General features: G+C 34.1%; 24 protein-coding genes and 2 tRNA genes. 10 read left to right on the forward strand and 16 right to left on the reverse strand.

All coding sequences use genetic code 11. The features are described 5' to 3' along the window. Window positions 1–27 precede the first annotated feature (27 nt). From GIY83_RS18990 to GIY83_RS19010, 5 genes are all read left to right on the forward strand, one after another. Complete coding sequence (locus tag GIY83_RS18990; protein WP_229029137.1) at window positions 28–381, forward strand: hypothetical protein; 354 nt, start codon at window positions 28–30, stop codon at window positions 379–381. Window positions 382–383: 2 nt separating this feature from the next. After that, window positions 384–809: a SufE family protein gene (locus tag GIY83_RS18995; RefSeq protein WP_194615143.1), complete on the forward strand. Its 426-nt coding sequence runs from the start codon at window positions 384–386 to the stop codon at window positions 807–809. Window positions 810–968: 159 nt separating this feature from the next. Then, window positions 969–1292, forward strand: a complete 324-nt coding sequence (locus GIY83_RS19000; protein WP_055097577.1) for an SUF system Fe-S cluster assembly protein — start codon at window positions 969–971, stop codon at window positions 1290–1292. A 73-nt stretch (window positions 1293–1365) separates the two neighbouring features. Beyond that, the gene (locus GIY83_RS19005) at window positions 1366–1875 is read left to right on the forward strand and encodes a DUF2480 family protein (RefSeq protein WP_208682885.1); all 510 of its coding nucleotides are present in this window, start codon (window positions 1366–1368) and stop codon (window positions 1873–1875) included. 79 nt (window positions 1876–1954) lie between these two features. Continuing rightward, window positions 1955–2905 (forward strand): DUF3078 domain-containing protein, encoded by a 951-nt coding sequence (locus GIY83_RS19010; RefSeq protein WP_194615141.1) that lies wholly within the window; start codon window positions 1955–1957, stop codon window positions 2903–2905. 238 nt (window positions 2906–3143) lie between these two features. Here the strand turns inward: GIY83_RS19010 and hflX are convergent, their stop codons facing one another. The 7 genes from hflX to GIY83_RS19045 form a co-directional block, all read right to left on the reverse strand. Further along, window positions 3144–4388 (reverse strand): GTPase HflX, encoded by a 1245-nt coding sequence (gene hflX / locus GIY83_RS19015; RefSeq protein WP_173970727.1) that lies wholly within the window; start codon window positions 4386–4388, stop codon window positions 3144–3146. Window positions 4389–4557: 169 nt separating this feature from the next. Next, window positions 4558–5424: a hypothetical protein gene (locus GIY83_RS19020; RefSeq protein WP_194615140.1), complete on the reverse strand. Its 867-nt coding sequence runs from the start codon at window positions 5422–5424 to the stop codon at window positions 4558–4560. A 137-nt stretch (window positions 5425–5561) separates the two neighbouring features. Continuing rightward, entirely contained in the window at window positions 5562–5801 is a 240-nt protein-coding gene (locus tag GIY83_RS19025; RefSeq protein ID WP_229029138.1) for a choice-of-anchor J domain-containing protein, read from the reverse strand. 11 nt (window positions 5802–5812) lie between these two features. After that, the gene (locus tag GIY83_RS19030) at window positions 5813–6352 is read right to left on the reverse strand and encodes a carboxypeptidase-like regulatory domain-containing protein (RefSeq protein WP_208682887.1); all 540 of its coding nucleotides are present in this window, start codon (window positions 6350–6352) and stop codon (window positions 5813–5815) included. A 466-nt stretch (window positions 6353–6818) separates the two neighbouring features. After that, a complete protein-coding gene (locus GIY83_RS19035; RefSeq protein WP_208682889.1) occupies window positions 6819–8042 on the reverse strand; it encodes an MFS transporter in 1224 nt (407 codons plus the stop codon). 367 nt (window positions 8043–8409) lie between these two features. Then, window positions 8410–9450 (reverse strand): Gfo/Idh/MocA family oxidoreductase, encoded by a 1041-nt coding sequence (locus GIY83_RS19040; protein ID WP_208682891.1) that lies wholly within the window; start codon window positions 9448–9450, stop codon window positions 8410–8412. A 188-nt stretch (window positions 9451–9638) separates the two neighbouring features. Next, window positions 9639–10712, reverse strand: a complete 1074-nt coding sequence (locus GIY83_RS19045) for an NADH:flavin oxidoreductase/NADH oxidase (protein ID WP_208682892.1) — start codon at window positions 10710–10712, stop codon at window positions 9639–9641. 758 nt (window positions 10713–11470) lie between these two features. On the opposite strand from GIY83_RS19045, the gene rseP reads away from it, so the two are divergent. From rseP to GIY83_RS19060, 3 genes are all read left to right on the forward strand, one after another. Continuing rightward, on the forward strand, window positions 11471–12811 hold the full coding sequence (rseP, locus tag GIY83_RS19050) for an RIP metalloprotease RseP (protein WP_208682894.1): 1341 nt from the start codon (window positions 11471–11473) through the stop codon (window positions 12809–12811). 86 nt (window positions 12812–12897) lie between these two features. Then, a tRNA-Asn gene (locus GIY83_RS19055) sits at window positions 12898–12971 on the forward strand. Window positions 12972–13009: 38 nt separating this feature from the next. Beyond that, window positions 13010–13083 (forward strand) — tRNA-Asn (locus GIY83_RS19060). Window positions 13084–13615: 532 nt separating this feature from the next. On the opposite strand, the gene GIY83_RS19065 is transcribed toward GIY83_RS19060, so the two are convergent. After that, the gene (locus GIY83_RS19065) at window positions 13616–14323 is read right to left on the reverse strand and encodes a hypothetical protein (protein WP_208682896.1); all 708 of its coding nucleotides are present in this window, start codon (window positions 14321–14323) and stop codon (window positions 13616–13618) included. Window positions 14324–14524: 201 nt separating this feature from the next. Further along, the gene (locus GIY83_RS19070) at window positions 14525–15721 is read right to left on the reverse strand and encodes an aminopeptidase C (RefSeq protein WP_194615134.1); all 1197 of its coding nucleotides are present in this window, start codon (window positions 15719–15721) and stop codon (window positions 14525–14527) included. 243 nt (window positions 15722–15964) lie between these two features. On the opposite strand from GIY83_RS19070, the gene GIY83_RS19075 reads away from it, so the two are divergent. Further along, window positions 15965–16762 (forward strand): AraC family transcriptional regulator, encoded by a 798-nt coding sequence (locus tag GIY83_RS19075; RefSeq protein ID WP_208682897.1) that lies wholly within the window; start codon window positions 15965–15967, stop codon window positions 16760–16762. 79 nt (window positions 16763–16841) lie between these two features. Then, window positions 16842–17702 (forward strand): CPBP family intramembrane glutamic endopeptidase, encoded by an 861-nt coding sequence (locus GIY83_RS19080; RefSeq protein ID WP_208682899.1) that lies wholly within the window; start codon window positions 16842–16844, stop codon window positions 17700–17702. A 42-nt stretch (window positions 17703–17744) separates the two neighbouring features. Here GIY83_RS19080 and GIY83_RS19085 read toward each other — a convergent pair whose 3' ends face one another. From GIY83_RS19085 to GIY83_RS19115, 7 genes are all read right to left on the reverse strand, one after another. After that, the gene (locus tag GIY83_RS19085) at window positions 17745–18800 is read right to left on the reverse strand and encodes a glycoside hydrolase family 130 protein (protein ID WP_208682900.1); all 1056 of its coding nucleotides are present in this window, start codon (window positions 18798–18800) and stop codon (window positions 17745–17747) included. Between the two features lie 404 nt (window positions 18801–19204). Further along, window positions 19205–19642: a BamA/TamA family outer membrane protein gene (locus GIY83_RS24980; protein WP_229029139.1), complete on the reverse strand. Its 438-nt coding sequence runs from the start codon at window positions 19640–19642 to the stop codon at window positions 19205–19207. A 681-nt stretch (window positions 19643–20323) separates the two neighbouring features. Beyond that, window positions 20324–21754 (reverse strand): pyruvate kinase, encoded by a 1431-nt coding sequence (gene pyk, locus GIY83_RS19095; protein ID WP_194615130.1) that lies wholly within the window; start codon window positions 21752–21754, stop codon window positions 20324–20326. A gap of 5 nt (window positions 21755–21759) precedes the next feature. Beyond that, a complete protein-coding gene (locus GIY83_RS19100; RefSeq protein ID WP_065451664.1) occupies window positions 21760–22248 on the reverse strand; it encodes an IPExxxVDY family protein in 489 nt (162 codons plus the stop codon). Between the two features lie 125 nt (window positions 22249–22373). Then, entirely contained in the window at window positions 22374–23114 is a 741-nt protein-coding gene (rnc, locus tag GIY83_RS19105; RefSeq protein ID WP_194615128.1) for a ribonuclease III, read from the reverse strand. A 9-nt stretch (window positions 23115–23123) separates the two neighbouring features. Next, complete coding sequence (gene fabF, locus GIY83_RS19110) at window positions 23124–24377, reverse strand: beta-ketoacyl-ACP synthase II (RefSeq protein WP_194615127.1); 1254 nt, start codon at window positions 24375–24377, stop codon at window positions 23124–23126. A 243-nt stretch (window positions 24378–24620) separates the two neighbouring features. Further along, a complete protein-coding gene (locus GIY83_RS19115) occupies window positions 24621–24857 on the reverse strand; it encodes an acyl carrier protein (protein WP_007137004.1) in 237 nt (78 codons plus the stop codon). Window positions 24858–24927 lie beyond the last annotated feature (70 nt).

Consider the following 24927-nt stretch of genomic DNA (forward strand, 5'->3'; position numbering starts at 1 on the left):
AGTTGCTCAAGCCAAAAAACCAGCGATATGACATCAACACAAATCGAATATTCTGCTGTTTCAAGAGGCCTTTACAAATTGATAGTAGTTCAAAATAAAACGGTTACAGTTACCAATGGTAAAAACACGCAACCTGTAGAAACTAAAATAAGCGATGCTAAATGGAAAGAGATTGTAGCAGAGTTTTCGAAAATTAATTTAGAAAGTATTCCAACATTAAAAGGACCTACTGAAAAACGTTTTTACGATGGTGCTGCAATTGGAAATTTAAAGATAGTTCAGAATCAGAAAATCTACGAAACTGCAGGTTTCGACAATGGTTACCCTCCAAAGGAAATAGAAAAATTGGTAAATTTGCTGGTAGATTTCACGAAAGAATAATTATGACAATAAAAGAAATACAAAACGAAATAATAGACGAATTTTCGATGTTCGACGATTGGATGCAACGTTATGAGTACATCATCGAATTAGGAAAAAGTCTTCCGTTGATCAAAGAAGAATACAAAACAGAAGAGAATTTAATCAAAGGCTGCCAATCGAAAGTTTGGTTACAAGGCGAACAAAAAGACGATAAAATTGTCTTTACCGCTGATAGTGATGCTATTTTGACCAAAGGAATTATCGCTATTTTAATTCGTGCATTCTCTAATCAAAAAGCAGAAGACATTATAAAAGCTGATACTGAATTTATTGATGAAATTGGTTTAAAAGAACATCTGTCTGCCACCCGCGCCAACGGATTGGTTTCGATGATTAAAAACATCAAAATGTACGCTTTGGCTTTTGATGCTAAAAACAGAAATTAAAATTTTCAAACATAATGTTTTTAATTTGAACCATTAAGATATTAAGTTTCATAAGAAATAGAACTTAATTTTCTTAATATCTTAATGGTAAGAAAAAAAACACTTGCTGTTTAAATGAACTTACATCACTTATATGGTGAAAAAAAACAAAACAAAAAAATGGAACAAGAAATAGACACAAACGAATTAGGAGAATCAATTGTAAAAGTTTTAAAAAGCATTTACGATCCGGAGATTCCTGTAGATATTTACGAATTAGGATTGATTTATGATGTAATGGTAAATACAGATTACGAAGTAAAAATCCTGATGACATTAACATCTCCTAACTGTCCGGTTGCGGAAAGTTTACCAAGAGAAGTAGAAGAAAAAGTAAAAACCATCGAAAACATAAAAGATGTTGATGTTGAAATTACTTTCGATCCGCCATGGAGCAAGGATTTAATGAGCGAAGAAGCAAAATTAGAATTAGGAATGCTTTAAAAAAAGTACAGTTCTTAGTCTCAGTTTTCAGTATTTAACTGTGACTGAGACTGTAAACTGCAAACTAGAGAAAATGGAAGAAATCATCAATAAAGTTGCCAATAGTGCCTTAGAAGTTTTTGATCTTGAGGATTATTATCCAAAAGGAGCGCGTATGCAAATTGACATTTCACAATGGCTTTTAGAAGGTTTTTTATTAAAAGAAAAAGACTTTAGAGAGCACCTAAAAAATCACGATTGGTCGCAATATCAAGATCAATATGTGGCTATAAACTGTAGTACAGATGCTATTGTTCCTGCCTGGTCGTCTATTTTGGTAGCGATTCAATTGGCACCTTATGCCAAAAAAGTAGTCAACGGAACTATTGAAGATTTAGACGCAAGTTTGTATGAAGAGATTCTAAGTAAACTTGATTATTCTGAATACAAAAACAAACCTGTTATTGTAAAGGGATGTTCGAAAAAGCCCGTACCAACGCGTGCTTATATTTTAGCCGCAACTTATCTACAACCTTTTGCAAGAAGTATTATGTACGGCGAAGCTTGCTCAGCAGTACCTTTATACAAAGATTCTAAGAAATAACTTTCTTTTACAATCAACAATACCCTACCTTTTAACGGTTTTTTAGTATATTTGTTCTTACACATTTAAACTATATACCATGAGAAAGCTAACGTTATTACTTTTTATTTTAGCGAACTTAACTTTTGTTCAAGCCCAAAATTCTGAAAAAGAATTGATCCAAAACACTGAAAAAGCAGTAAAGAAAATAAATGATACTATCGAGGGAGAAGGCTGGAAAGCCAAAGGAACAGTTTCTCTTTTACTAAATCAATCAAGCTTTAATAACTGGATTGCAGGAGGTGAAGATAGCTTTTCGGGAACTTTAGGAATCAACTACGATTTCAACTATAAGAAAGACGATCTTACCTGGGATAATAAAGTTTTGGCTTCTTACGGACTTTTACAAACTAAAAATGCCGACTACGAAAAAAAGACTGATGACCGTCTTGAATTCAATTCAATCCTGGGAAAGAGAGCTTTTGGCGAATGGTATTATTCTTATTTCTTAAATTTCAGAACTCAATTTTCAACCGGTTACTTGTATGGCAAGGATGAAAACGGAAAGGAAATTAGAACTGAAAACACCAAATTTATGTCTCCGGGTTATCTTACTACTGGTCCTGGTATTTATTGGACAAAAGATGATAATCTAAAAATCAACTTTGCGCCTTTAACCTCTAAATTTACCTTTGTAGATGGGGCTTACACATCAGAAATTGATCAGTCTACCGGATTACCTTATGTTGATGGTTCTTATTTTGGTGTCGATGCTAACAAAACGATGCGTTACGAATTAGGTTTCTATGCATCTGTTTATTACAAATTGGCGATCATGACCAATGTAACTGCTGAAAATACTTTGAATTTATATTCTAATTACTTAGAAGATCCACAAAACGTAGATATCAATTACTCTTTGAATATTATCATGAAAGTGAACAAGTTTTTATCTGCCAATTTATCGTTCCAGGCTATTTATGATGATAATGCTTTTAAAGGTTTTCAAACCAGAGAAGTATTTGGTTTAGGGATTAATTTCGGATTCTAATTTAAAACATATTTTACCGCAAAGAACGCAAGGATTTTTTTACCGGGCTGAAATAATCTCGCAAAGCCGCAAGGACACAAAGTTTATATTATGGACTTCTGTATCTTAGCTAAATTAATCCTTAAGAACATAAAACTAAAAAAAAAAGTTCGCAAAGCTATATAGATTTAGCTTTGCGAACTTTGTGTTTTCCTTAGGTATTTACTATAAAATCTTGCGCTCTTTGCGGTAAAATAATTTATTCCTGATCTTCGGAATCTTCTTCTTTTTCAATTGCATCTTTATAATCCGGATACAAAAATTTATTATAAGGAAATCTCGTGATATGTATTTGACGAACTGCTTCGTAAACTATTTCTCTAAATTCTTCAAAATTTTCTTTTTGTGTAGCCGAAATAAACAATGCTTTATTCTGACCAACATTACTCATCCAGGTTTGTTTCCATTCCTCAAGTGTGTAATGTCTTCTTGTTTTTTCAGTAATCAAATCATCTTCATCAATTGTCAAATGCTTGTAAGCATCAATTTTATTAAAAACCATAATCGTTGGTTTATCATTACTCTTGATTTCTAACAACGTTTGATTTACAGATTCGATATGATCCTCAAAATCAGGATGCGAAATATCTACAACATGCAAAAGTAAATCGGCCTCGCGAACCTCATCTAAGGTACTTTTAAAAGAATCTACCAATTGAGTTGGTAATTTTCTAATAAAACCTACAGTATCCGACAATAAGAAAGGTAAGTTTTTAATCACTACTTTTCTAACTGTGGTATCCAGGGTTGCGAATAATTTATTCTCAACAAAAACATCACTTTTACCTACCGCATTCATCAATGTCGATTTCCCAACATTGGTATACCCCACAAGAGCCACACGAACCATTGCACCACGATTACTGCGCTGCACGCCCATTTGTTTGTCAATTGTTTTTATTTTTTCTTTTAAGAGCGAAATACGATCACGAACAATACGTCTGTCTGTTTCAATCTCGGTTTCTCCGGGTCCACGCATTCCAATTCCTCCTTTTTGACGCTCAAGGTGAGTCCACATACCAGAAAGTCTAGGCAATAAATACTGACATTGCGCCAGCTCTACCTGCGTTCTTGCATACGATGTTTCGGCTCTTTGCGCAAAAATATCCAGAATAAGGTGTGTTCTGTCTAAGATTTTACAATCTATAATTTTAGAGATATTCTTTTGTTGCGATGGTGATAATTCATCATCAAAGATTAAAGTCGATATGTCGTTTTCTTTTACAAAAAGATTGATTTCTTCAATTTTCCCTGTTCCAACAAAAGTCTTAGGATTTGGGCGTTCCATTTTTTGAGAAAAGCGTTTAATAACTTCACCTCCTGCGGTAAATGTCAAAAACTCTAATTCATCAAGATATTCGTTAAGTTTTTCTTCACTTTGATTTTGAGTCACAATACCAACAATGGCCGTTTTCTCAAAATTTATAATTTCTTTTTCTAACATAGCTTTGAATAAGGTGCAAATTTAATGATTTGTAAGGTACTAATGCTTATAGAATTCCGTTTTTAAGTTCTATTTGGGAAATTAGTGTTTCTATAAAAAGGCAAACCATCTAAAAATTAAGAACAGACTTAATTTCCAGATGGTTTTAACTAAATTGAAAAGTTTATATTTATTCGTAAATAAAAGTTTTTTCTGTTTTTACAATTCCGTTTTCTTCAATCTGAGAACAGGAGATTGGATAGTTTAATTTATTGTATTTGAATTTTCTGCTCACACCAACTAAAACTGTTGAAGATGGACTAAAATTCATTTCGTTGTTATAGGATATTGCTTCAAAACTAAACTCTTCTTCGTGATACGAAATCATGGGTACAATTACTTTATAATTATCACCAAACAAGCTCTGAACAATTAATTGATCTACTGATTTTTTATCATCAAAAGTATACGTTTTAGATATTTTATCCCCTACGAGACCTTTATGTTTAGCAACATTATCATTAATATAAACATATTCAATTTTACCAATTATTGCTTTGTTTCTGTCTCTCGTAGTACGTCTTACAATTATACCGTTCTCTACAATATATTCTACATCATCAACAATATTTTGGTGATTCGTACTTTTTTTGGTAATTACTTTTACTCTTGCTCCCTCGTAGCCAAAAGTTACTGTTTTGGTAATATAGTCATTACCTTCCTGATATTTTTTAACGAATTTTGTAATGTTATTATCTGCATCATAAGAGTAATTCACGACTTCTTTCCATTCGCTTCCCACTTTGTCTTTTACAGTTTTATCCAACAATCCTTTAGTGTTATAAAAAAAATGCTGAACAACATCTGATGTGGTGATGGTTTGTATTTTACCGTCTTTAAAAACAACTGTTTTGTTTACAATTTCACCATCCTTCGAGTTTTGGTAATTTGTTTTTACAATGTTAATTTGCTTTAATCTAACAGGAGCATTTTGATCCTGACTGTGCAACAAGCATGGAAAAACCATCATCATGATGGCGATAAAGTAGGTTTTCATGTGGTATTTGTATTGATTTGGAATGGCCAAAATACAAAATTCAATTAAATTTTAACAGTTTAAAACTTAAAAACAACACACAATTAAATTATCGCTTAAAAATCAGGACTTTAATTTTATTTTTAAAATTGAACACCTTACTTTTCTCCAAAAATTTTAACATCATCAACCATAAAAGCTTCATTCAACGTTTTATCCTTCCCTGAACCTATGTATTTGAATGCAATATGAATATTTCCTGAATATGCAGATAAATCTATTCCGCCGGAGCTTATAAATTGCCTTGTTGACGTTGACAATGAAGGTAAATTTGCTTCTAATTTTGTCCATTTTGCCTTTGTGACATTTGATCCGTCAAAATTAGTTGAGATATACACCTCTAAAGCATTTAAGAGTGAGTCGACTTTAAGACCATTCCATTGAGCATCATTGTTCCGTTTTCGCTGTCCAGACCCCGAACCCTAAATCGGGCCTGACCCCAATTGAAGGCTGAAGTCTGCATAAAAACATCTTTTGAAGATTGTAAAAGTCCTGAAGTCATTTCTGACGAGCTATTATCATCTGATAAATCGCTGTCTAATAATGTGATTAACGTTGCAGGAACATCATCTGAAAAATTATCTTCTAATTGTAGTATTCCAAGATTGACGGTTTGCTCCCGATTTGAATTTATCTTTAAAAGTAAATCTTTATATCTCTGACTACGCAGTATTAATAATTGTTCTCCTTTTATAGCAGAATGCAATTCGAATTTTCCGTTTGTATTGGTAAGTTGTGTGATCGAAGAATTCGGGATGCTTACCTCAACATTTTCAAGAGGGCTTTGTGTTTTTGCATCGATTACTATTCCCGAGAAAGTAGTTTCTTGCTGTGCAAATGCAAAACTAAAAGACAATAAAATAAAAAGCACCATGTATTTCTTTCCCATGAAAAACCCAATTTACTTTGATAAATAGTTTTCAGATTGAGTCGTTTTGATTTTCAAAACTTTCAATCCTTACATCAAAAGATAAAATTGGTCTTTGGAAAAGACTTTCGATAAATACGAAACTTAATTTCGAACTTCAAATATAAATAAAAAACAATAACAAAGTAATTTTCTTATAAATAACTGCTTTTTACTCATTAATTAATCTCTGTAAAGTCGCATGAAATTTCGATATTTTATTTGAGCCACAGATTATACAGATTAAAATGATTTTTGCTTATTGTATGTCATTTCTGTATGCCAAATTAAACGCAAATATTGTTATGAAAATGATTGTCCTAGCCCGATAGAAGTGGAAATCCTTTTGTGGCGGTCCCCATATCTATCGGGAGCCACAAAGATTCTAACAGATTCCTTCGCCAGTTCGCACTTTCAGGCTCGGGTGCGGGATTAGCTCCTGAAAAAATTATGCTTCAGTAGTTCTAATTTTAGAAACCATAAAGGCGATCAGAACACCAAAGATTCCGATAAAGGCAAAGGAAAACTGAAGTCCGAAATTCTGAGCGATATGTCCAATTACGGGAGGTCCCATCAAAAAACCTAAGAAACTTACACTCGAAACAATCGTTAAGGCCTCTCCGGGAGGAACGGTTGGATTTTTTCCTGCCATACTATAAACGGTAGGCACAATGGTAGCAACTCCTAATCCTACAAGCATAAAAGCAATGGTACAAGGAATAATATAAGGAAGAAAAACTGCGGTAAAAAGCCCAACAGAAATCATGACGCCGCTAATTTGCATCACGCGTTCACGTCCAAACTTATTGATGAGACCATCACCTAAAAATCGTCCGCTAGCCATCATGATCATGAAGGAAGTATATCCTAAAATCACCAAAGGTCCCGGAGCTTGTACAATATCTTTAAAGTAAACTCCGCTCCAGTCGAACATTACACCTTCGCTCGCCATACTGCAAAAGCCAATTACGCCGAGCCAAAGTAAAGAGCTGTCGGGTTTTACAAATAGCTTTTTCTTTTCGGCTGTTTTATTTTTTATTTTTTCTTTGGCTCTGACCAAAAATTTAAAATTGAAGGCTACCATTAAAAGTACAATTGCGCCCACAACCAAAAAATGATGAAATGGTGTGAGTTTTAAAGTCAACATTCCTAAACCTACCAAAGCTCCGGTGAATCCGGCAAAACTCCACATACCATGAAAAGAGGACATGATTGTTTTTTTGAAAAGCACTTCGGTATACACGCCTTGTGTATTAACGGCTATGTTGGCTAAATTTCCAAAAATTCCAAATAGAAATAATCCTAATGATAATTGCAATGCTGATGTTGCCAAACCTAAATTAGCCAGGCACAAAACATACATTATTAATGAGAAAACCAATATTCGATGACTACCAAACTTAGTCACCATTTTTCCCGAAAAAGGCATGATGACCAACTGACCCATTGGCAGAGCAAAAAGAATCGAACCCAAATCACCTTCGGTTAAATGTAAAGCGGTTTTTATGTCAGGAATTCTACTTGCCCAGGTTGCAAAACTTAATCCCATCCCAAAATAAAACATTCCCACAGCAAAACGAATGCGGTTTAAATAAGAGGCTTTTGCTTCTCTGTAAACTTTCTTGATTTTTCCTTTGGTTTGGAATAATGATAATGGATTGAAACTGATCAAAGTGATATATTTTTGGATTCTAGCATAAAAGTACTAAAAAGCTACTTTATAGACTATAAAACCTTACTAGTTCGTGAATTTATAACGTTGTATGTTTATAAATTTTTATAAAGGGGCATAGGTGCAAAGGGACAAAGGTTTTTTATAGGGACGTAGAGTAGTCCGGATTTTTGCCCACGGATTTTAAAGATCACATGGGTTTTCACAGATTTTTTTTAGGTTTTCTGTAGTGGTGCAATGCAGTGTGTCTTAAGTTTCAAACAACAAGGTCATTTTATTTTTTTGCCACAGATTTCACAGATTAAAAGGATTAATAAAAAATCTGCGTCAATCCGTAAAATACGTAAAACCTGTGGGCTAACTTTATCTACAAATTAATTACCTTTTGCTGTGCATGACTTGCGATTGCTGCTTCTATAATTTGCATCACTTTTACACCATCTTGTGCTGTAACGGGTTCTGTTTTGTTATTTGCAATTGATTCATAAACACCATCAAAAAAGGAGAAATAATTCCCCTGAAGTGTTGGGATCTTTTCACGTATTTCTTTTCCGTCAACTTCATTATGCAATAATCCTTGTAGTGTTTCAGATTCTACTCCCCAGGATTCTAAGTTTGGTTTTTTACCCAATTTTAATTCATCTTCCTGAACATCTCCTCTTGGTTTAAGAAAAGATCCTTCTTTACCGTGAATGGTATACGCAGGATTGGCTTCTCTAACAAAGAAACTTGCTTTTAGTCGTACTCTGAAATCTTCATAAATCAATAATAAATCGATCCAGTCATCGACCAACGAATTTTCTCTGGTATAGCGAATATCTCCAAAAACCGATTTTGGTGAACCAAATAAACAAACGGCCTGATCGATTAAATGTGGGCCTAAATCTTTCAGGATTCCTGCTCCATCGTTTACGGTTTCTTTATGTGCTTTGGCACTTAGCAAAGGATTGTATCTGTCAAAATGAAATTCGGCTTCGACCAAATCTCCCAAAACTCCTTCTTTGATTACTTTTTGAACGGTTTTAAAATCACTATCCCATCTTCTGTTTTGGAAAACGGCCAATTTCAGTCCCTTTTCTTTGGCGATTGCAGCCAATTCTTCGGCTTCGGCAACTGTTGTTGTAAATGCTTTTTCGACAACAGCGTGTTTTCCTGCCAATAAAACTTTTTTAGCATATTCGAAATGGGTTCCAACCGGTGTATTTACAATTACCAAATCGACATCGTCTGCTAATAAATCGTCTATCGAAGGATAGCTTTTTACTGTTGGATAATCTTCCTGAATGAGTTTTTTGCTTCTTTCCCAAGATCCTAAAAGTTCAAATCCGGGGTGAATATTTAAAAACGGAGCATGAAAGACTTTTCCTGACATTCCGTATGATAATAGTGCTGTTTTTATTTTTTGCATTTTGTATGGTATTTAGTTTTTTTCTACCACAGATTAATTTGATTAAAATTATTTTTTTTGCCACGAATTGCACTAATTTTCACAAATCCTTGCGTTTAAAAACTTAATAAATTAGTGGGAATTAGTGCAATTTGTGGCAACATTCTTTTTAAAATCAATCTAATCTGTGCAATCTGTGGCAATAAATTTTATTTAATCTTAGCGCGTTCGTATTGTTTTGGCCATTGAATATCGTCGTTTAATTCTCTGGCGAAATCTAAAGGTAAGTTAGAATTTCTAAGGGATTCTCTGGCGAATAAAACTACATCGGCCTGATTGCTTTCCAGAATTGCTTCGGCTTGATGTGCTTCGGTAATTAAACCTACGGCTCCAGTTAAAACAGCTGCTTCTTTCTTTACTTTTTCTGCAAACTGAACCTGATAACCCTGTTTTAATTCAATTTTTTGGTGTGATACCAATCCGCCTGATGAAACATCAATTAAATCTACTCCTTTTTCTTTTAAGATTTTAGAAAGTTTTACTGATTCTTCGGGATTCCATCCTCCTTCTGCCCAGTCTGTCGCTGAAATTCTAACGAATAAAGGCAAATCTGATGGCCATTCTGATTGTACAGCTGCTACAATCTCTAAGGTAAAACGGATTCTGTTTTCGAAACTTCCTCCATATTGATCAGTTCTCACATTCGTTAAAGGGGATAAAAACTGGTGCAATAAATAACCGTGCGCTCCGTGAACTTCCATTACCTGATAACCAGCCTGAACCGCTCTTTTTGTCGCAGCTTTAAAATCTGAAATTACTTTCTGGATTCCGTTTTGGTCTAAAGCTTCAGGAAGAAATGGTTCTCCATCATGATACGGAATCGCGCTCGCAGAAACTGTTTGCCATCCGCCCTGATCGAAATCTAATTTTTTATTGCCTTCCCAAGGAGCCGAAACACTTGCTTTTCGTCCAGCATGTGCCAATTGAATTCCGGGAATCGAATTTTGAGAAACTATAAATGCGTTGATTGTTTTTAGTTTCTCGATATGTTCGTCTTTCCAAATTCCTAAGTCAGATGGAGAAATTCTGGCTTCGGGAGAAACTGCTGTTGCTTCCTGAATAATCAGTCCTACTCCGCCACTGGCACGACTACCTAAGTGAACTAAATGCCAATCTTTTGCAAATCCGTCAATTGCTGAATATTGACACATTGGCGAAATAACGATTCTATTTTTTAAAGTGATTTTTTTTATAGTAAGTGGAGAAAATAATAATGAAGCCATGTTGTAACTTTTAATGGTTTTACAATATCAATTGAGTATGATAAAGTTTAAAAAGTAAAGTTACGGCATCTTGGTAAAAAGAGAAATCTAAATGTTTATTAATTAACAAACATTTAAAGCAAATATTTACTCAAAGTAAGTTTTAGCAACTTACTTTAAATATAAAGAGCAGTTTAATTTTAGTTTAGTATTTAATTTTAGGACCTTCTAATGCACCAAAGCCTTCCCCAAAAGAATTCCTTTTTAAAATGTATAAATAGTAAAAAACATTAAAATTGCCGCACTAATAATTATATAGTAGTTGTTTTTAGTTTGCATAATTTTCTAGTAATGGCTAAAATAAAAAAGTGCTTTACCCACGATCTTTCCTAGGAAATATAAAGAAAAAACATAAATTATTATTAAATAAATTACCATCGACATTCTGTTTTCCTGTGTGCCTTCAAAAATGTATTTTTTCATATTTAATTATTTATTAGTAGATTAGTAGAAATGAGCTCCGGCATTATTTTAACCAGAAATTTTTATTGAAAGAAAAATAATACGCAATATAATAATTTTAATATTTCATATTAAGACAATTGTAACATTAATTAAAAATGAGTTACTAATAAAGAAAAACAAAATGAGCATTTCTTAATTTATAAAGTATGCAACAATTATTAACAAGAATTTAAAACCTTAAGTGTTATCTTGCGGTCTAAATTAAATCAGAAAACGTTACTTTTGTGCGTTAAATTACGAACTAAAAATACAAAATGGATATAGTTATCAAACTCTCTCAATTTCTATTGAGTTTATCTTTACTTATTATTCTTCACGAATTAGGGCATTTTATCCCTGCAAAATTATTTAAAACAAGAGTCGAAAAATTTTACTTATTTTTTGATGTTAAATATTCTCTATTAAAAAAGAAAATTGGCGAAACCGAATACGGAATTGGTTGGTTACCACTTGGAGGTTATGTAAAAATCTCCGGAATGATCGACGAAAGTATGGACAAAGACCAAATGGCTTTGCCACCTCAACCTTGGGAATTTCGTTCTAAACCGGCATGGCAACGTTTGATTATTATGTTGGGAGGAGTTACAGTAAACTTTATTCTGGCATTTATTATATATATAGGTATGGCGTTTGCTTATGGCGATATGTATGTTGCAAATGCTGATTTAAAAGATGGTGTTTTGATCGAAAATCCAGCGATGATTAAAGCTGGTTTTAGAACCGGAGACAAAATCATTTCGATTGACGGCAAAAAAGTCGAAAATTTTGACAAAGAGTTAAACATGAATATTATCCTGGCGAAGCAAGTTTTGATCGAAAGAGCCGGAAAGCAAGAAACGATCAATATTCCGAATGATTTTGCCGATCAATTATCAAAACATGAAAAAGGATTGCTTGTTGGAATGAGAATTCCTTTTGCAATAGCAAGCGTTACTCCGGAATCAGGAAATACATCCTTACAGCCAAAAGATTTAATTGTGACTCTAAATGGTCAGGATGCAAGATATTACGATCAGGTTAAAACGATTTTAGAGAGCAATAAAGGAAAAACAATTCCTGCCGTTGTTTTACGTGACTTGAAACAAGTACCCGTTACGGTTAAAGTTTCTAAAGAGGGAAAATTAGGTGTTGGTGTTGGCGGATTAAATATCGAATCTTTAGAAAAATTAGGCTACTATAAAGTAAGCACTAAAAACTATAGTTTCTTTGAATCAATTCCGGTTGGGTTAACAAAAGGGAAAGATCAATTAGTAAGTTACGGAAAACAGCTTAAAATGATTTTTAATCCTGAAACAAAAGCATACAAACAAGTAGGTGGTTTTGCGGCAATTTTTAACATTTTCCCTAGCACTTGGAGCTGGGAAACTTTCTGGTCGATCACCGCTTTATTGTCGATTATGCTTGGAGTTATGAATTTATTGCCAATTCCGGCTCTTGATGGTGGTCATGTTATGTTTTTATTATACGAAATAATTAGTGGCCGAAAACCGAGCGATAAATTCCTTGAAAATGCCCAAATCGTTGGTTTCGTTCTACTTATAACACTACTTTTGTTCGCTAACGGAAACGATATTTATAAGGCGATTGTCAAGTAGAAAAAAAAATATATAAAAAGTGCAAAAATGTTTTTGAGAATCTAAAAAATGATCTATATTTGCACTCGCTAAAAAGAGCAACAACTTCCTCCTTAGCTCAGTTGGTTAGAGCATCTGACTGTTAATCAGAGGGTCCTTGGTTCGAGCCCAAGAGGGGGAGCAACTTTTTTTAGCAAACATATTTACCTTTAAGGTGATTCCTCCTTAGCTCAGTTGGTTAGAGCATCTGACTGTTAATCAGAGGGTCCTTGGTTCGAGCCCAAGAGGGGGAGCTATTAAATACCACTTACGAAATGTAAGTGGTATTTTTTTTGTATTAAAGTTAAGTAAACTATGGTATAAGGGACGATCAATACGCAATCAATACGCGATCAATACGTAAACCTGAGGAGCAGTAAAAATTACGCATAAATATTAGCAAACCACAAGCATTAAAAATTGAAAGCCATATTAAAAAAATAAAAAGCAAAACCTATATCGAAAATCTTATTAAGTACCCGGATATCATTTTAAAACTTAAAGACATATACAACCAAAACTGTTAATCAGAACCCCGATAGCTATCGGGGTTGGTTCTCCCGATAGCTATCGGGACAAGAGGGGGAGCTTAAAAAAAAAGACTATCATACAATAGTCTTTTTTTTGTTTTATAATGTTTGTATTGAATCCAAATTTTACCACATTTCAATTACACCCTTAGTTTCAACAGTAAGATTGTATCAAGAGATGTATTGCGTTCCAACGATTGAAACCGTGAGCTATGCTCAAACACCTATGATCATAATTCTTTTCAAGAATTAACCTCTAGTTCCTCACCAATTTATTATGTTTTACTACATTGTTGCTAGTATTTTTACTTTCAAACAATAGCATCGCTTCATTTGCTTTGCCCATTTGATTGATACCTTTTAGAGATTCTGCGTAACGATAATAATACATGGCATCTAAATCTGTTTTCATAATAAACAGTTCTTCGTAGTATTTGGCTGCTGTAGCCAAATCACCATCAAAATAAGCCCTGTCTGCCACTTTTGTCAGCATCTCTATGGATTTGTAGCCTTTGCCTAAAACTTTCGCATAGGTGTCGACTACATCAATCGTTACATATTTTGGATCTTCGGTTGGAGCGATTACTTCGACTTTGATTGGCGGGATATCTGTAGCGCTGCTATCAATAAAGGTTTTCGACTGTAAGGCTACATCAACTTTTTTTACTTTGGATTTTCTATATATTGGAGTGACCACTCTGGTATTATTGGGCCCGAGGTCATAAGTATTGACCATGCCTAATTTTGAAACTTCATATTTGGTAATTCTTTTCCCAAAAGTCATATTAATGGTCTCCTCTACATAATAGCCTACAATTACCAAATTTTCTTTAGAGGAATTATCAGAACGCACGGTTGCATTCTCAATTGCTGTAATGGCGGCAGCATTATCTTTGCTTTGCCCGAAACAGCTAAAAGAAAAATTAAACACAATTACCATAAAAAGTATTCCATAAGTTTTCATGATGGTTTGAGATTATTCATTCAATATAAATAACTGATATAAAGATAGTTAATATTTTATTTCGTTATATTATAAAACCTATAAAATCCCATAAAAAAACGTTTAAACGTAATATATAAGTTTAGTTTCCAATATTTCAACAAAAAAAGCGCCACAATCTAATTGTAGCGCTTTTTTAATATTATAAAATCTGGAATAAACTTAAACCCCTAACTTCTTAGCAATTTCAGTTGGAATTCCGCCTTTGTTTAGTAACAAAGCGGTTGTTTTATATTTCACAAAGTTTTTAGTCACAAACAAGTATCCTTTGTAGTCGTTTGTTGCTCCCCATGAATTTTTTACGATGTAATATTCTTTTCCGGTCTGGTCTTTTGCAATACCTATAATGTGCATTCCGTGATCGTCTGTTGTAGTGTAGTTATCAAACGCAGCCTGACGCATTTCTGGAGTAATTTCCGGTTCAGCTTTTGGTCCGTTGAACATGTCTGCTTTTTCTTCGGCAGTCATATCATCAAATTTCTTTGTTGACACATAAGCTACACCGTTTTTCCAGCTAAAGCTTTTCTCGCTTACATCAGTTGCCCAGGCTACCGTGTATCCTTTTTTCAAAGCATTGTCGATAACATCGGTCATGTCGTTTACTTTTACGTTGTAGACCTGATCAAATGACCAGTTGTCTGGTACCATCATAGTTGTTTTTTGGTAATACGGAGACGTTGTAAACGATGAAATCTCTACATACTCATCAGGATTAATTCCCACTACTTCTTTAGCAAAAGTTTGTGGCGTGTAGTTTTTTCCTTTGTAGGCAAAGTTTTCTGGTACAGTTCCTAAATAAGAATCGATAACTGCAGTGTAGGCTTTTTTCCAGTTTGGCGTTAATTCTCCGTTAGGGTTTTTAACTACAGCAGTCAAAACACCTTCGATAAGCGCTGCCATTTCGCCAAATTTATTTTTATCTGTTCCGTAGTTTAATCCTGTGTAAACTTCTCTTGGTACAGTTCCGTATTTTTTATACATATTAATCACATCGTGTAATGCTCCACCGTCGCCTAAAGTAACAGCTCCGTGCATACGTACATAATTAACCCCTTTTTCTACATAAACGTTTCTTGCAGAGTAAATCTGAGATAATTCTACCGGTTGTTTTCCTAAACGAATCATTTCTGACTCTAAGAAAGAGTTGGTAGAATAACTCCAACATGTTCCTGAAGAACCCTGAAGTTTTACAGAAGTAGTTCCTAAATTGATTACGTCAGTGAATTTAAAGTTTTCTTTACTTTTTTCGCTTGCATTCAGTTTTAGTGAATTCACTAAAATGTCTTGTGCAAAACAGCCGGTTGCTCCAACAAAAAAAACCGAAGCAGCAAGTACTGATTTGAATGAAAATGTATTCATAATATTTATTTAATGATTTAATAAATTAGTTGTGGTAATTTATTTTTTGTTACAAAACAATTAAATTTTATACAAAAAAGCTAAGGTTTAACCGTTAATATTTACAAAATATTTTTATTAAGCTATAATCTCTTACAAAATATGCAAAACCGTAACTCAAACAGAATCAAAAACAAATGATTTTTACTTTTAACAAATATGTAGTAATTTGGCTGGTGTAAATGCCACTCACAATCCTGAAAAATGTTCGAACTCGAAAAAGAAAAATATTTGGGTAATACCAAAAATAGCTTCAACAACAAGCAAGGCATTGCGGTTGTCGAAACGGAGTATCAGCAAAAGGTTTACGAAGGATGGCATTCGCATAATAATGCACACATTACGCTATTCCTGAAAGGCGGAACGGCCGAAAAACGAAAAAACTCCACTAAGGTTGTGGGTCCGGGTTCGTTATTATTTTACCACAGCGACGAATTACATCTTAATCAGGATACTCTTTTCCCTTCTAAAAACATCAATATCGAAATAGAAGAAAACCTGCTGAAAGAACTTCAAATCTCTGAAGCCATTATCGAAAAATCGATCCGGAATACTGCGCTTACCAAATTTTTGATTCTGAAGATTTTTAAAGAATCGATGGTGGCTGATCCTTTTTCCGGCGATACGATCAACATGTTATTTGCACAATTATCGAATGCTAACACACATATGGAAAAATACGAAAAAAGTCCGTTTTGGGTAAAGAGTTTAAACGAATTACTGAATGATTGCTGGAACGAAAATCCAAACTTGCAGGATCTGGCTCAGGTTTTAAACTTAAATCCTATCACGATATCCAAGCATTTCCCTAAATATTTTGGCTGTACTTTAGGTGAATATATGCGCCGCATAAAAATAGACCGTTCGCTTTCGCTAATAGAATCTAACCAAACTAATTTGACCGAAATTAGTTTTCAATGCGGATTTGCAGATCAAAGTCATTTTATAAGAACCTTCAAAAATCAAACGGGATTTTTACCCAAACAATTTCAAAAATTATAAGGGAGGCAAATTTCATTCTATTTTTTGGTTTTGGCGCGATTTACATTTGCTTCATCATAAATCATAAAAACACAATCAAATGGAAACGCTTACTTTAAAACAAAGAACTTTTAATTCTCCTATAACCAAAATTATCCTTGCCTTACTTACTTTTATGGCGGTTGTTATTATTGGTCAGCAAATTGCGGTAAAATTACTTGGTTTAACTTCTCTCGATAAAGACTACCGAAATCTTCTCAAAGGTCTTTTTGTTTCGGCATCGTGCGTTTTTAATTATATCCTTTTCTTTAAAAAATATGACAAAAGAACCGTAACCGAGTTTGCTTCAAAAGGTCTTGCAAAAAATCTAATCATTGGTACTTCAATTGGTTTTATGCTGCAATCGCTTACTATTTTAGTAATTTACCTTAACGGAAGTTACAGCGTTATCAACATCAACCCCGTTTCGTTTATCCTGATTCCGTTTGCCCTTATGTTTACCGTGGCCATTATTGAAGAAATATTGATACGAGGCATTATATTTAGAATTATGGAAGAAAAACTGGGGAGCTATATTGCTTTGACCATTTCGTCACTACTATTTGGTGCTTTGCATCTGGCAAATCCTCACAGTAGTTTAATTTCGGGAATATGCATTACTACCGCAGGTTTTTTGATGGGTGCTGCTTTTATTTACAGCCGTAGTTTATGGATGCCAATTGCTTTACATTTTGCGTGGAATTTTACCCAATCAGGGATTTTTGGCGCGATCACTTCCGGAAACGAAAAAACAAAGAGTTTGTTAGAAGCCAAAATACAAGGTCCGGAATTTATTACCGGTGGAGCATTTGGTCCCGAAGGATCGATACAGGCAATTGCTTTTTGTGCTTTAGGAACCCTAATATTATTAATTTTGAGCCGCAAGGAAAACAAAATCATTAAACCGTATTGGAAGAAATAAATGAACCAATCGGGAGATTTACTTCGCCCTTTTTATAAAGCATTAGATTTTCAGCAGTAAAAAAATATCTTTTATTGAAAATTGTGCACCACAAACAAATTCATCAGAAGCCCCGTAATAAATCGTTATGGTATCGCCATCAGGTTCAATGATATAACCATTTGTAAATACTACATTTCCAAAAAAACCGCTTAATTCATAATCTGTAGTCGGTACCATAATGGGTTCGTGGGTTCTGGCAATTATTTTTGAAGGATCTTCGGGATCCATTAAAAAAGCTCCTAAACAGTATTGATGATTTTCATTGGCGCCATGATAAATCTCTAGCCAGCCTTTGTCTGTTTTTATAGGAGCAGCTCCTGCCCCAACCCTTTTGCTATCCCAGAATCCTTTTCTTGTTTTAATAATGCACTTATGATTTCCCCAATGAGTTCCATCCGGAGATGTTGCTAACCATATATAGTTACCGCCAATATCTACGCTGCTCGGGCGGTGTAGGGCATAAAACAAACCGTTTATTTTTTCCTCGAAAATGGCACAATCTTTATTGTGTGCCGGCAATATCATACCGTGTTTTTTAAAAATTTTCCAGTCGGTTGTGGTTCTTAAACCAACTCCAACACCGTTGTCTGATACAGCCGTAAAGGTTAAATAGTAGGTTCCTTCGATCAAAGCAACGCGACAATCTTCTATCCCAAAAATTTCAAGAACTCCTTCGCCAACGAGATGGGGATAATTTTCAGGTTCGTAAAAATGAAGCCCGTCTTCGCTGCTTAATAATCTCAAATGCGACAATGTGGTCAAATAATCCACTCCTTTGTAATTGATCACTCTGGCATCAGTGGCTATTAAATCGGGATCATCTTTTGCTATTTCAATGATTTTAATAGCGCCTTTTTCTGTTAATATCGGGAAAGAAATCATATTTTCTTTTTGCTGCGGTCTTTCGGCAACTCTTACGACCAGCCAGGTTTTATTGTCAAACTGAAATACTCCGGGATTTAGGAGGCAGGTAATTTCTAATCCTTCTCGACTTGCCGGTATATCAGATGGCGATAATAAAGGATTTTCTTTAAAACGTTTTGCTATATCTTTCATATCTATGCTCTCTAGATTATTGTAGTTAAAAGGTAACTCTATTTTTTTAGTTAAGGATATAATTTATTTAAAACCTAAATCATAAAGCTTTTATTGTATGAACCTGATACAAACAAAAAGTCTCAACAGTTAATACCTATTGAGACTTTGGCTATATAAACTAACTAATTGAAATTCTAATTATCATAACCAATTGCTACCAAAGACGACATAATAAGCCCACTCCTCATTACCTTTTGCAACATCAACTCCCATTCGAAGTTTGAATTTTCGGGCCAGTAAATATCTAAAACCTGTTCCTTAACTGTAAACTATCTGTTTGGCAAAAGCTTTATCCCAATCGTTAAAAGCACTTGCAACTCCTCCATATCCCATAAGACTCCATCTTCTGTACAAATCCCATCTCAATTCCCTTCGGTAACAATACTGGCTTTACCCTGATATCGGGCGGCAGGAATTCCTCTTAGGTTAATTCCCGGACGAAGATAAAAAGTCGGACTTCCCAATACCTGTTCTCCTTCGATCCTGAGTCCTCCAATTAATTTTTTAGCTAGAGGATAATAAACTATTGCAGATAAATTTATTCGCCAGGCCTGGTAATCACTGCCTATTGCTTTATCCGACCAAAAAAAGTCGGACTGCAGCCCTATTCCTTTATCGGGAGTAAAAATATTATCTCGTCCGTCAAACTGAAGCGCGGCCCCTAACTGACTTACGATACTGTTGACATCTTTTAAATTAGCAAATGCCGGAAGATTATTTAAATCTGGAAAATTAATTTTAGAATCCAGCAAAAAATATTGCGGGTCAGCAATCTCTTTTCCATTTCGAAACTGCTTCATAACGCGGGAATAAAAAACAAACGATTTAAAATTAAGGTCTACTTCTTTATCTTTTCCGCTGGGTAAATTTTCATAAAAGAGATGTTTTCATCACCGTAACCCGCTGCCACACGATACATATTTTTAATTTTATGAAACTTCCTGCGCGAAATGCTCCCGCAACCCAGCTCCGGTGTACATTCCCATCGCTCGTGTAATATCAGGATCTCAAAATTAACCAATAAAAAAGATAGAAATTGCATTTATACGGCCTGACATTGTTTCATTTTATAAAATTTACTATCTAAAATCGTTTAATTAGTAAATTATGTTTTTGAGATTTTATGGGGGTAAACAAAAAGCGCTAGAACAACACTTTTTATTTGAATATATTTTTTCAAAACTTAAAAGAAGGATATCAAATTTTGAATGGTTGTAAATTTTCAACCTTGGAGAATAATAATTTCAAGACGAAATTTTATTCTTTTATCTTAATTATTGAATGGTAAAGCAGCTCAAAAAAAAAATTGGAATTTTATTTTTAGCATTAGTCCTTCAAAAAAATTTTATTAGAACCTAAATACATATAAAAAAAGACTCTTGAATTTTATCACAAGTCTTTGTAGAGCTAAAAAAACAAAAAAGTTTAAAGCAAAAAAAAGCCATTCGATCGAATGGCTTTTTAATATTATAAAATAAAGATTACTCTATTTCAGAAACTCTCATGGTATTCACCATTCCTTTATCTTTAATTGGCATAGCGGCAAGATTAATTAAATAATCACCTTTTGTAGCGTATCCTTTTTCAACAGCAATTTTATTTACATCAGTTACAGTATCATCTGTACTTACGTCTTTATCATAGAAGTATGATTTTACTCCCCATAATAAATTCAATTGAGTTAAGATTCTTCTGTTTGAAGTAAATACCAAAATGTGTGCAGATGGTCTCCAAGCCGAAACTTGGAAAGCAGTATATCCGCTATTTGTTAATGTACAAATTGCTTTTGCTTTGATTTCGTTAGCCAATAAAGCTGCCTGATGACAAACTGTTTTAGTAACAAAACGTTTTGTTTTAATTTGTGGGGTATTTTGTGGAACCTGAATTAGCGGAGAATCCTCTACAGCTTCACAAATTTGTGTCATTCTTTGAATAACTTGTACTGGATAATTTCCTGTAGCAGTTTCTCCAGACAACATTACAGCATCAGCTCCATCCATTACAGAGTTTGCAACGTCGTTTACTTCTGCTCTTGTTGGTGTAAGACTTGTAATCATTGTCTCCATCATTTGTGTAGCAACGATAACGGGAATTCTAGCAATTTTTGCTCTGCGGATCAAATCTTTTTGAACCAATGGTACTTCGTGTGCAGGAAGTTCAACTCCTAAATCTCCACGAGCCACCATTAAAGCGTCGCAATATGCTACAATTTTATCCATGTTCTCAAGAGCCTCCGGCATTTCAATTTTAGCTACAATCGGAATTTTATATTCTGAATGTTTCGCGATCAATTCTTGTAAGTCTTGTAAATCGCGAGGTGTTTTTACAAACGAAAGTGCGATCCAGTCTACTTTTTGCTCGATAGCAAAAATAGCATCAGCAATATCTTTTTCAGTTAAAGCCGGTAAAGAAATTTTAGTGTTTGGAAGATTAACTCCTTTTTTAGATTTTAATTCTCCACCCTGAATTACTTTAGCAACGACTTCTGTCTTTTTATCAGTAGAAATAATTTCGAAAATCAATTTACCGTCATCAAGCAAAATACGCTCTCCCGGATTCACATCATTTGGAAAATTTTGGTATTTCATGAACACTTTTGAAGCTGTTCCTAAAATATCTTCTGCTGTTGTAAAAGTGATTAAATCACCATCGTGAACAACAGTTCCTTCCTCCATTACCCCAACTCTCAGTTTTGGTCCCTGCAAATCTCCAAGGATCGCAGTTGTATAACCAAACTCTTCGTTTAGACCTCTAATAATATCAATTTTCTCTTTTACACCTTCGTAATCAGCATGCGAAAAATTAACTCTAAACACATTAACCCCTGCATCGATCATATCTTTGATGATCTCTCTCGTACCACATGCAGGACCAAGTGTAGCGACAATTTTGGTTTTTTTGTTTGTTAACATTTTTTTTAAAAAATTAGATTGTTTTTTGATTTTATTTTATCAGTATCTACAGCATAAATAGCTGCAATACTCTCGATGGTATTTAATTGTTGTTGAATTTCTGAAAAATCGAGAGCCTCTTCGCTATTCTCTATTTTCAGGAAAAAATCTACTTTTTTGAATTCAGGAAGTAAATGAATTGTTGTTGAAACCTCACTTGTTTCATTGGAAAACAAATCCTGGGAATCATTTCTACTCGTTGAAATGATTTCATTTTTATTCTGAATTAAATTCCATGAAACTGTTTTCTCAGCATCATAATAATAGAATCTCGAAAAATTCGCCTCGCCTTCTTTAGTCTGAGCATGGATCTCGTTTTTGCTCTTACTTAAGTTTATCGGAAGGTTTTTATTGATAAAATAGGCCAATCTATAATCTTCTAATGAAGTATGAATTGCCATTAAATAATAATCAATTTCGTCAAATTCGTCTAAATCCAATCTATGAATAGCCATGTCATGAAAAATCAAGGTGTAAATATACTATTTCTAGCGGAGCTTAAATAGTTAAGATGTGCTTGTTTTTATTAATTTATAAACGAAAACGTTATAGCTTTAAGATAGTTACACTAAAATTGTAGCTATTTCTTGTCTATTTTTTCCTGAAATGCAAAATAAGCTCTTTGTGATGCTTTCTCTTCTGCTTTCTTTTTTGAAGTTGCCCGCGCTCGTGCGATTACTTTATCGTCTATACTTAATTTAACGCCAAATAAGCGCTGACCGTCAATACCGTTATCCTCAAAAATGTCGTAATGAAAGACTCTCTTTTCTTTCTGACACCATTCGATAACCAAACTTTTATAACTAATTACTTTGCCTTCAAGTCGTGCAATATCAACGTACGGAGCAACAACTCGTTTTTGAATAAATTTTTCGCAAAACGAATATCCTTTATCCAGATAAATGGCACCTACAAGTGATTCGAAAATATTACCATGAATATTTTCTCCAAAATGCTGAATGGGCACTTTGCTTTCTACAAAACGAACTAAATTTAAATCTTTACCAAGCTCATTCAAATGCTCACGACTCACAATCTTTGATCGCATTTTAGTCAGATAACCTTCGTCGCCATTTGGTGCTTTATTAAATAAATGTGCTGCAATTACAGCACTTAACATAGCATCTCCTAAAAACTCTAATCGCTCATAATTTATTGGATGTCCTGATTCGTCTAGTTTATTCGAAGACCTGTGTGTGAAAGCTTTCTTATAAAAATCGATTGTAGCAGGCTCAAAACCAAGTATTTTCTGAATAGTGTCAAAAAAAATCCCGTCTTCTAGAGAACGGGATTTAGAAAATATTTTTTTGATAAAATTCATATACAGAAATTAGTCAACTAATTTTTTAAACAATACGCAAGCATTGTGTCCACCAAAACCAAAAGTGTTACTCATAGCAACATTTACTTCTCTTTTTTGAGGTTTGTTCAAGGTAAGATTCAATGACGGATCAATATTTTCATCTACTACCGTATGATTGATAGTTGGAGGCACAATACCATATTTCATAGCCAGGATAGATGCAATAGCTTCAATAGCTCCTGCAGCACCCAATAGGTGTCCTGTCATAGATTTGGTAGAGTTGATGTTGATGTTTTTTGCATGATCGCCAAAAACAGCGCTGATCGCTTTCAATTCGGCAACATCTCCTAATGGAGTAGAAGTTCCGTGAGTGTTGATATGATCAACATCTTCAGGGTTCATTCCAGCATCTCTTAATGTATTTTTCATTACTGCAATAACTCCAATTCCTTCCGGATGTGGTGCAGTTAAGTGGTAAGCATCTGATGACATTCCGCCTCCGCCAATTTCGCAATAAATTTTTGCACCTCTGGCTTTAGCATGCTCGTATTCTTCAAGAACCAAAGCTCCTGCTCCTTCTCCTAAAACAAAACCATCTCTGGTCGCATCAAAAGGTCTTGAAGCCGTTTCCGGACTTTCGTTTCTAGTAGACAAAGCGTGCATAGAGTTAAAACCTCCCATACCTGCAATAGTAATGGCAGCTTCTGAACCACCTGATACAATTACATCACACATTCCTAAACGAATGTAGTTGAAAGCATCGATTAATGCATTTGCAGAAGATGCACATGCAGAAACAGTAGTATAATTTGGTCCCATATAGCCATTACGCATCGAAATGTGTGCTGGAGCAATATCGGCAATCATTTTAGGAATAAAAAACGGATTGAATTTTGGTGTTCCGTCTCCTTTTGCATAATAAATAACTTCATCCTGAAAAGTCTCTAAACCACCAATTCCAGCTCCCCAAATAACACCCACTCTTGTTTTGTCGATATTATCATTAGTAAGTCCGGCATCTTTAATAGCTTCATCACTTGCAGCAACAGCATATTGAGCGAATTTATCTAATCTTCGAGATTCCTTGCGATCCATGTAATCTTCAATATTGAAGTTTTTTACTTCACAGGCAAATTTCGTTTTATGCTTCTCTGTATCATAATACGTGATAGGAGCGGCTCCGCTAACTCCATTCACAAGTGCCTCCCAATAATCCTGAATATTATTCCCGATCGGAGTAAGAGCACCTAATCCTGTTACAACAACTCGCTTTAACGTCATAAATATGTATTTTGTACTTTAAACAAATAAAACCCACGCTTTCTTAACTGTATTGTTTACTTAAGAGCCATGGGCATTACAATATAAATATATCTTTTTGATTGAAAACCAATCGAAATTTAAATTTTAAAAAAATAATAACACCCGATTTTCTTAAAATTCCAATTTTTTAAAAAACAAATCCCAATTTTGGAATCTGGGTATTCAAATTTGGAATTTTAAAAAAATTCGGGTGCAGTATTATTATTTTTTAGCTTCTTCGATATAAGAAATAGCTTGACCAACAGTAGCAATGTTTTCTGCTTGATCGTCTGGAATTTGAATATCAAATTCTTTTTCGAATTCCATAATAAGCTCAACAGTGTCTAATGAGTCAGCTCCCAAATCATTAGTGAAGCTTGCTTCTGTTACAACTTCGTTTTCGTCAACACCTAATTTGTCTACGATAATCGCTTTTACTCTTGATGCAATGTCTGACATAATCTTTAATTTTAGAATTTAATTTGTTGGCAAAAATAAAAAACTTTATTTTAAAACCACGATTTAGTTT

It is taken from the genome of Flavobacterium sp. SLB02 (assembly GCF_009664855.1).
GTDB lineage: Bacteria > Bacteroidota > Bacteroidia > Flavobacteriales > Flavobacteriaceae > Flavobacterium.

Coding starts and splice junctions, on each gene's coding strand:
- GIY83_RS18990 (WP_229029137.1), top strand. CDS start 28: ATGACATCAACACAAATCGAATATTCTGCTGTTTCAAGAGGCCTTTAC.
- GIY83_RS18995 (WP_194615143.1), top strand. CDS start 384: ATGACAATAAAAGAAATACAAAACGAAATAATAGACGAATTTTCGATG.
- GIY83_RS19000 (WP_055097577.1), top strand. CDS start 969: ATGGAACAAGAAATAGACACAAACGAATTAGGAGAATCAATTGTAAAA.
- GIY83_RS19005 (WP_208682885.1), top strand. CDS start 1,366: ATGGAAGAAATCATCAATAAAGTTGCCAATAGTGCCTTAGAAGTTTTT.
- GIY83_RS19010 (WP_194615141.1), top strand. CDS start 1,955: ATGAGAAAGCTAACGTTATTACTTTTTATTTTAGCGAACTTAACTTTT.
- hflX (WP_173970727.1), bottom strand. CDS start 4,388: ATGTTAGAAAAAGAAATTATAAATTTTGAGAAAACGGCCATTGTTGGT.
- GIY83_RS19020 (WP_194615140.1), bottom strand. CDS start 5,424: ATGAAAACCTACTTTATCGCCATCATGATGATGGTTTTTCCATGCTTG.
- GIY83_RS19030 (WP_208682887.1), bottom strand. CDS start 6,352: ATGGGAAAGAAATACATGGTGCTTTTTATTTTATTGTCTTTTAGTTTT.
- GIY83_RS19040 (WP_208682891.1), bottom strand. CDS start 9,450: ATGCAAAAAATAAAAACAGCACTATTATCATACGGAATGTCAGGAAAA.
- GIY83_RS19045 (WP_208682892.1), bottom strand. CDS start 10,712: ATGGCTTCATTATTATTTTCTCCACTTACTATAAAAAAAATCACTTTA.
- rseP (WP_208682894.1), top strand. CDS start 11,471: ATGGATATAGTTATCAAACTCTCTCAATTTCTATTGAGTTTATCTTTA.
- GIY83_RS19065 (WP_208682896.1), bottom strand. CDS start 14,323: ATGAAAACTTATGGAATACTTTTTATGGTAATTGTGTTTAATTTTTCT.
- GIY83_RS19070 (WP_194615134.1), bottom strand. CDS start 15,721: ATGAATACATTTTCATTCAAATCAGTACTTGCTGCTTCGGTTTTTTTT.
- GIY83_RS19075 (WP_208682897.1), top strand. CDS start 15,965: ATGTTCGAACTCGAAAAAGAAAAATATTTGGGTAATACCAAAAATAGC.
- GIY83_RS19080 (WP_208682899.1), top strand. CDS start 16,842: ATGGAAACGCTTACTTTAAAACAAAGAACTTTTAATTCTCCTATAACC.
- GIY83_RS19085 (WP_208682900.1), bottom strand. CDS start 18,800: ATGAAAGATATAGCAAAACGTTTTAAAGAAAATCCTTTATTATCGCCA.
- GIY83_RS24980 (WP_229029139.1), bottom strand. CDS start 19,642: ATGAAGCAGTTTCGAAATGGAAAAGAGATTGCTGACCCGCAATATTTT.
- pyk (WP_194615130.1), bottom strand. CDS start 21,754: ATGTTAACAAACAAAAAAACCAAAATTGTCGCTACACTTGGTCCTGCA.
- GIY83_RS19100 (WP_065451664.1), bottom strand. CDS start 22,248: ATGGCTATTCATAGATTGGATTTAGACGAATTTGACGAAATTGATTAT.
- rnc (WP_194615128.1), bottom strand. CDS start 23,114: ATGAATTTTATCAAAAAAATATTTTCTAAATCCCGTTCTCTAGAAGAC.
- fabF (WP_194615127.1), bottom strand. CDS start 24,377: ATGACGTTAAAGCGAGTTGTTGTAACAGGATTAGGTGCTCTTACTCCG.
- GIY83_RS19115 (WP_007137004.1), bottom strand. CDS start 24,857: ATGTCAGACATTGCATCAAGAGTAAAAGCGATTATCGTAGACAAATTA.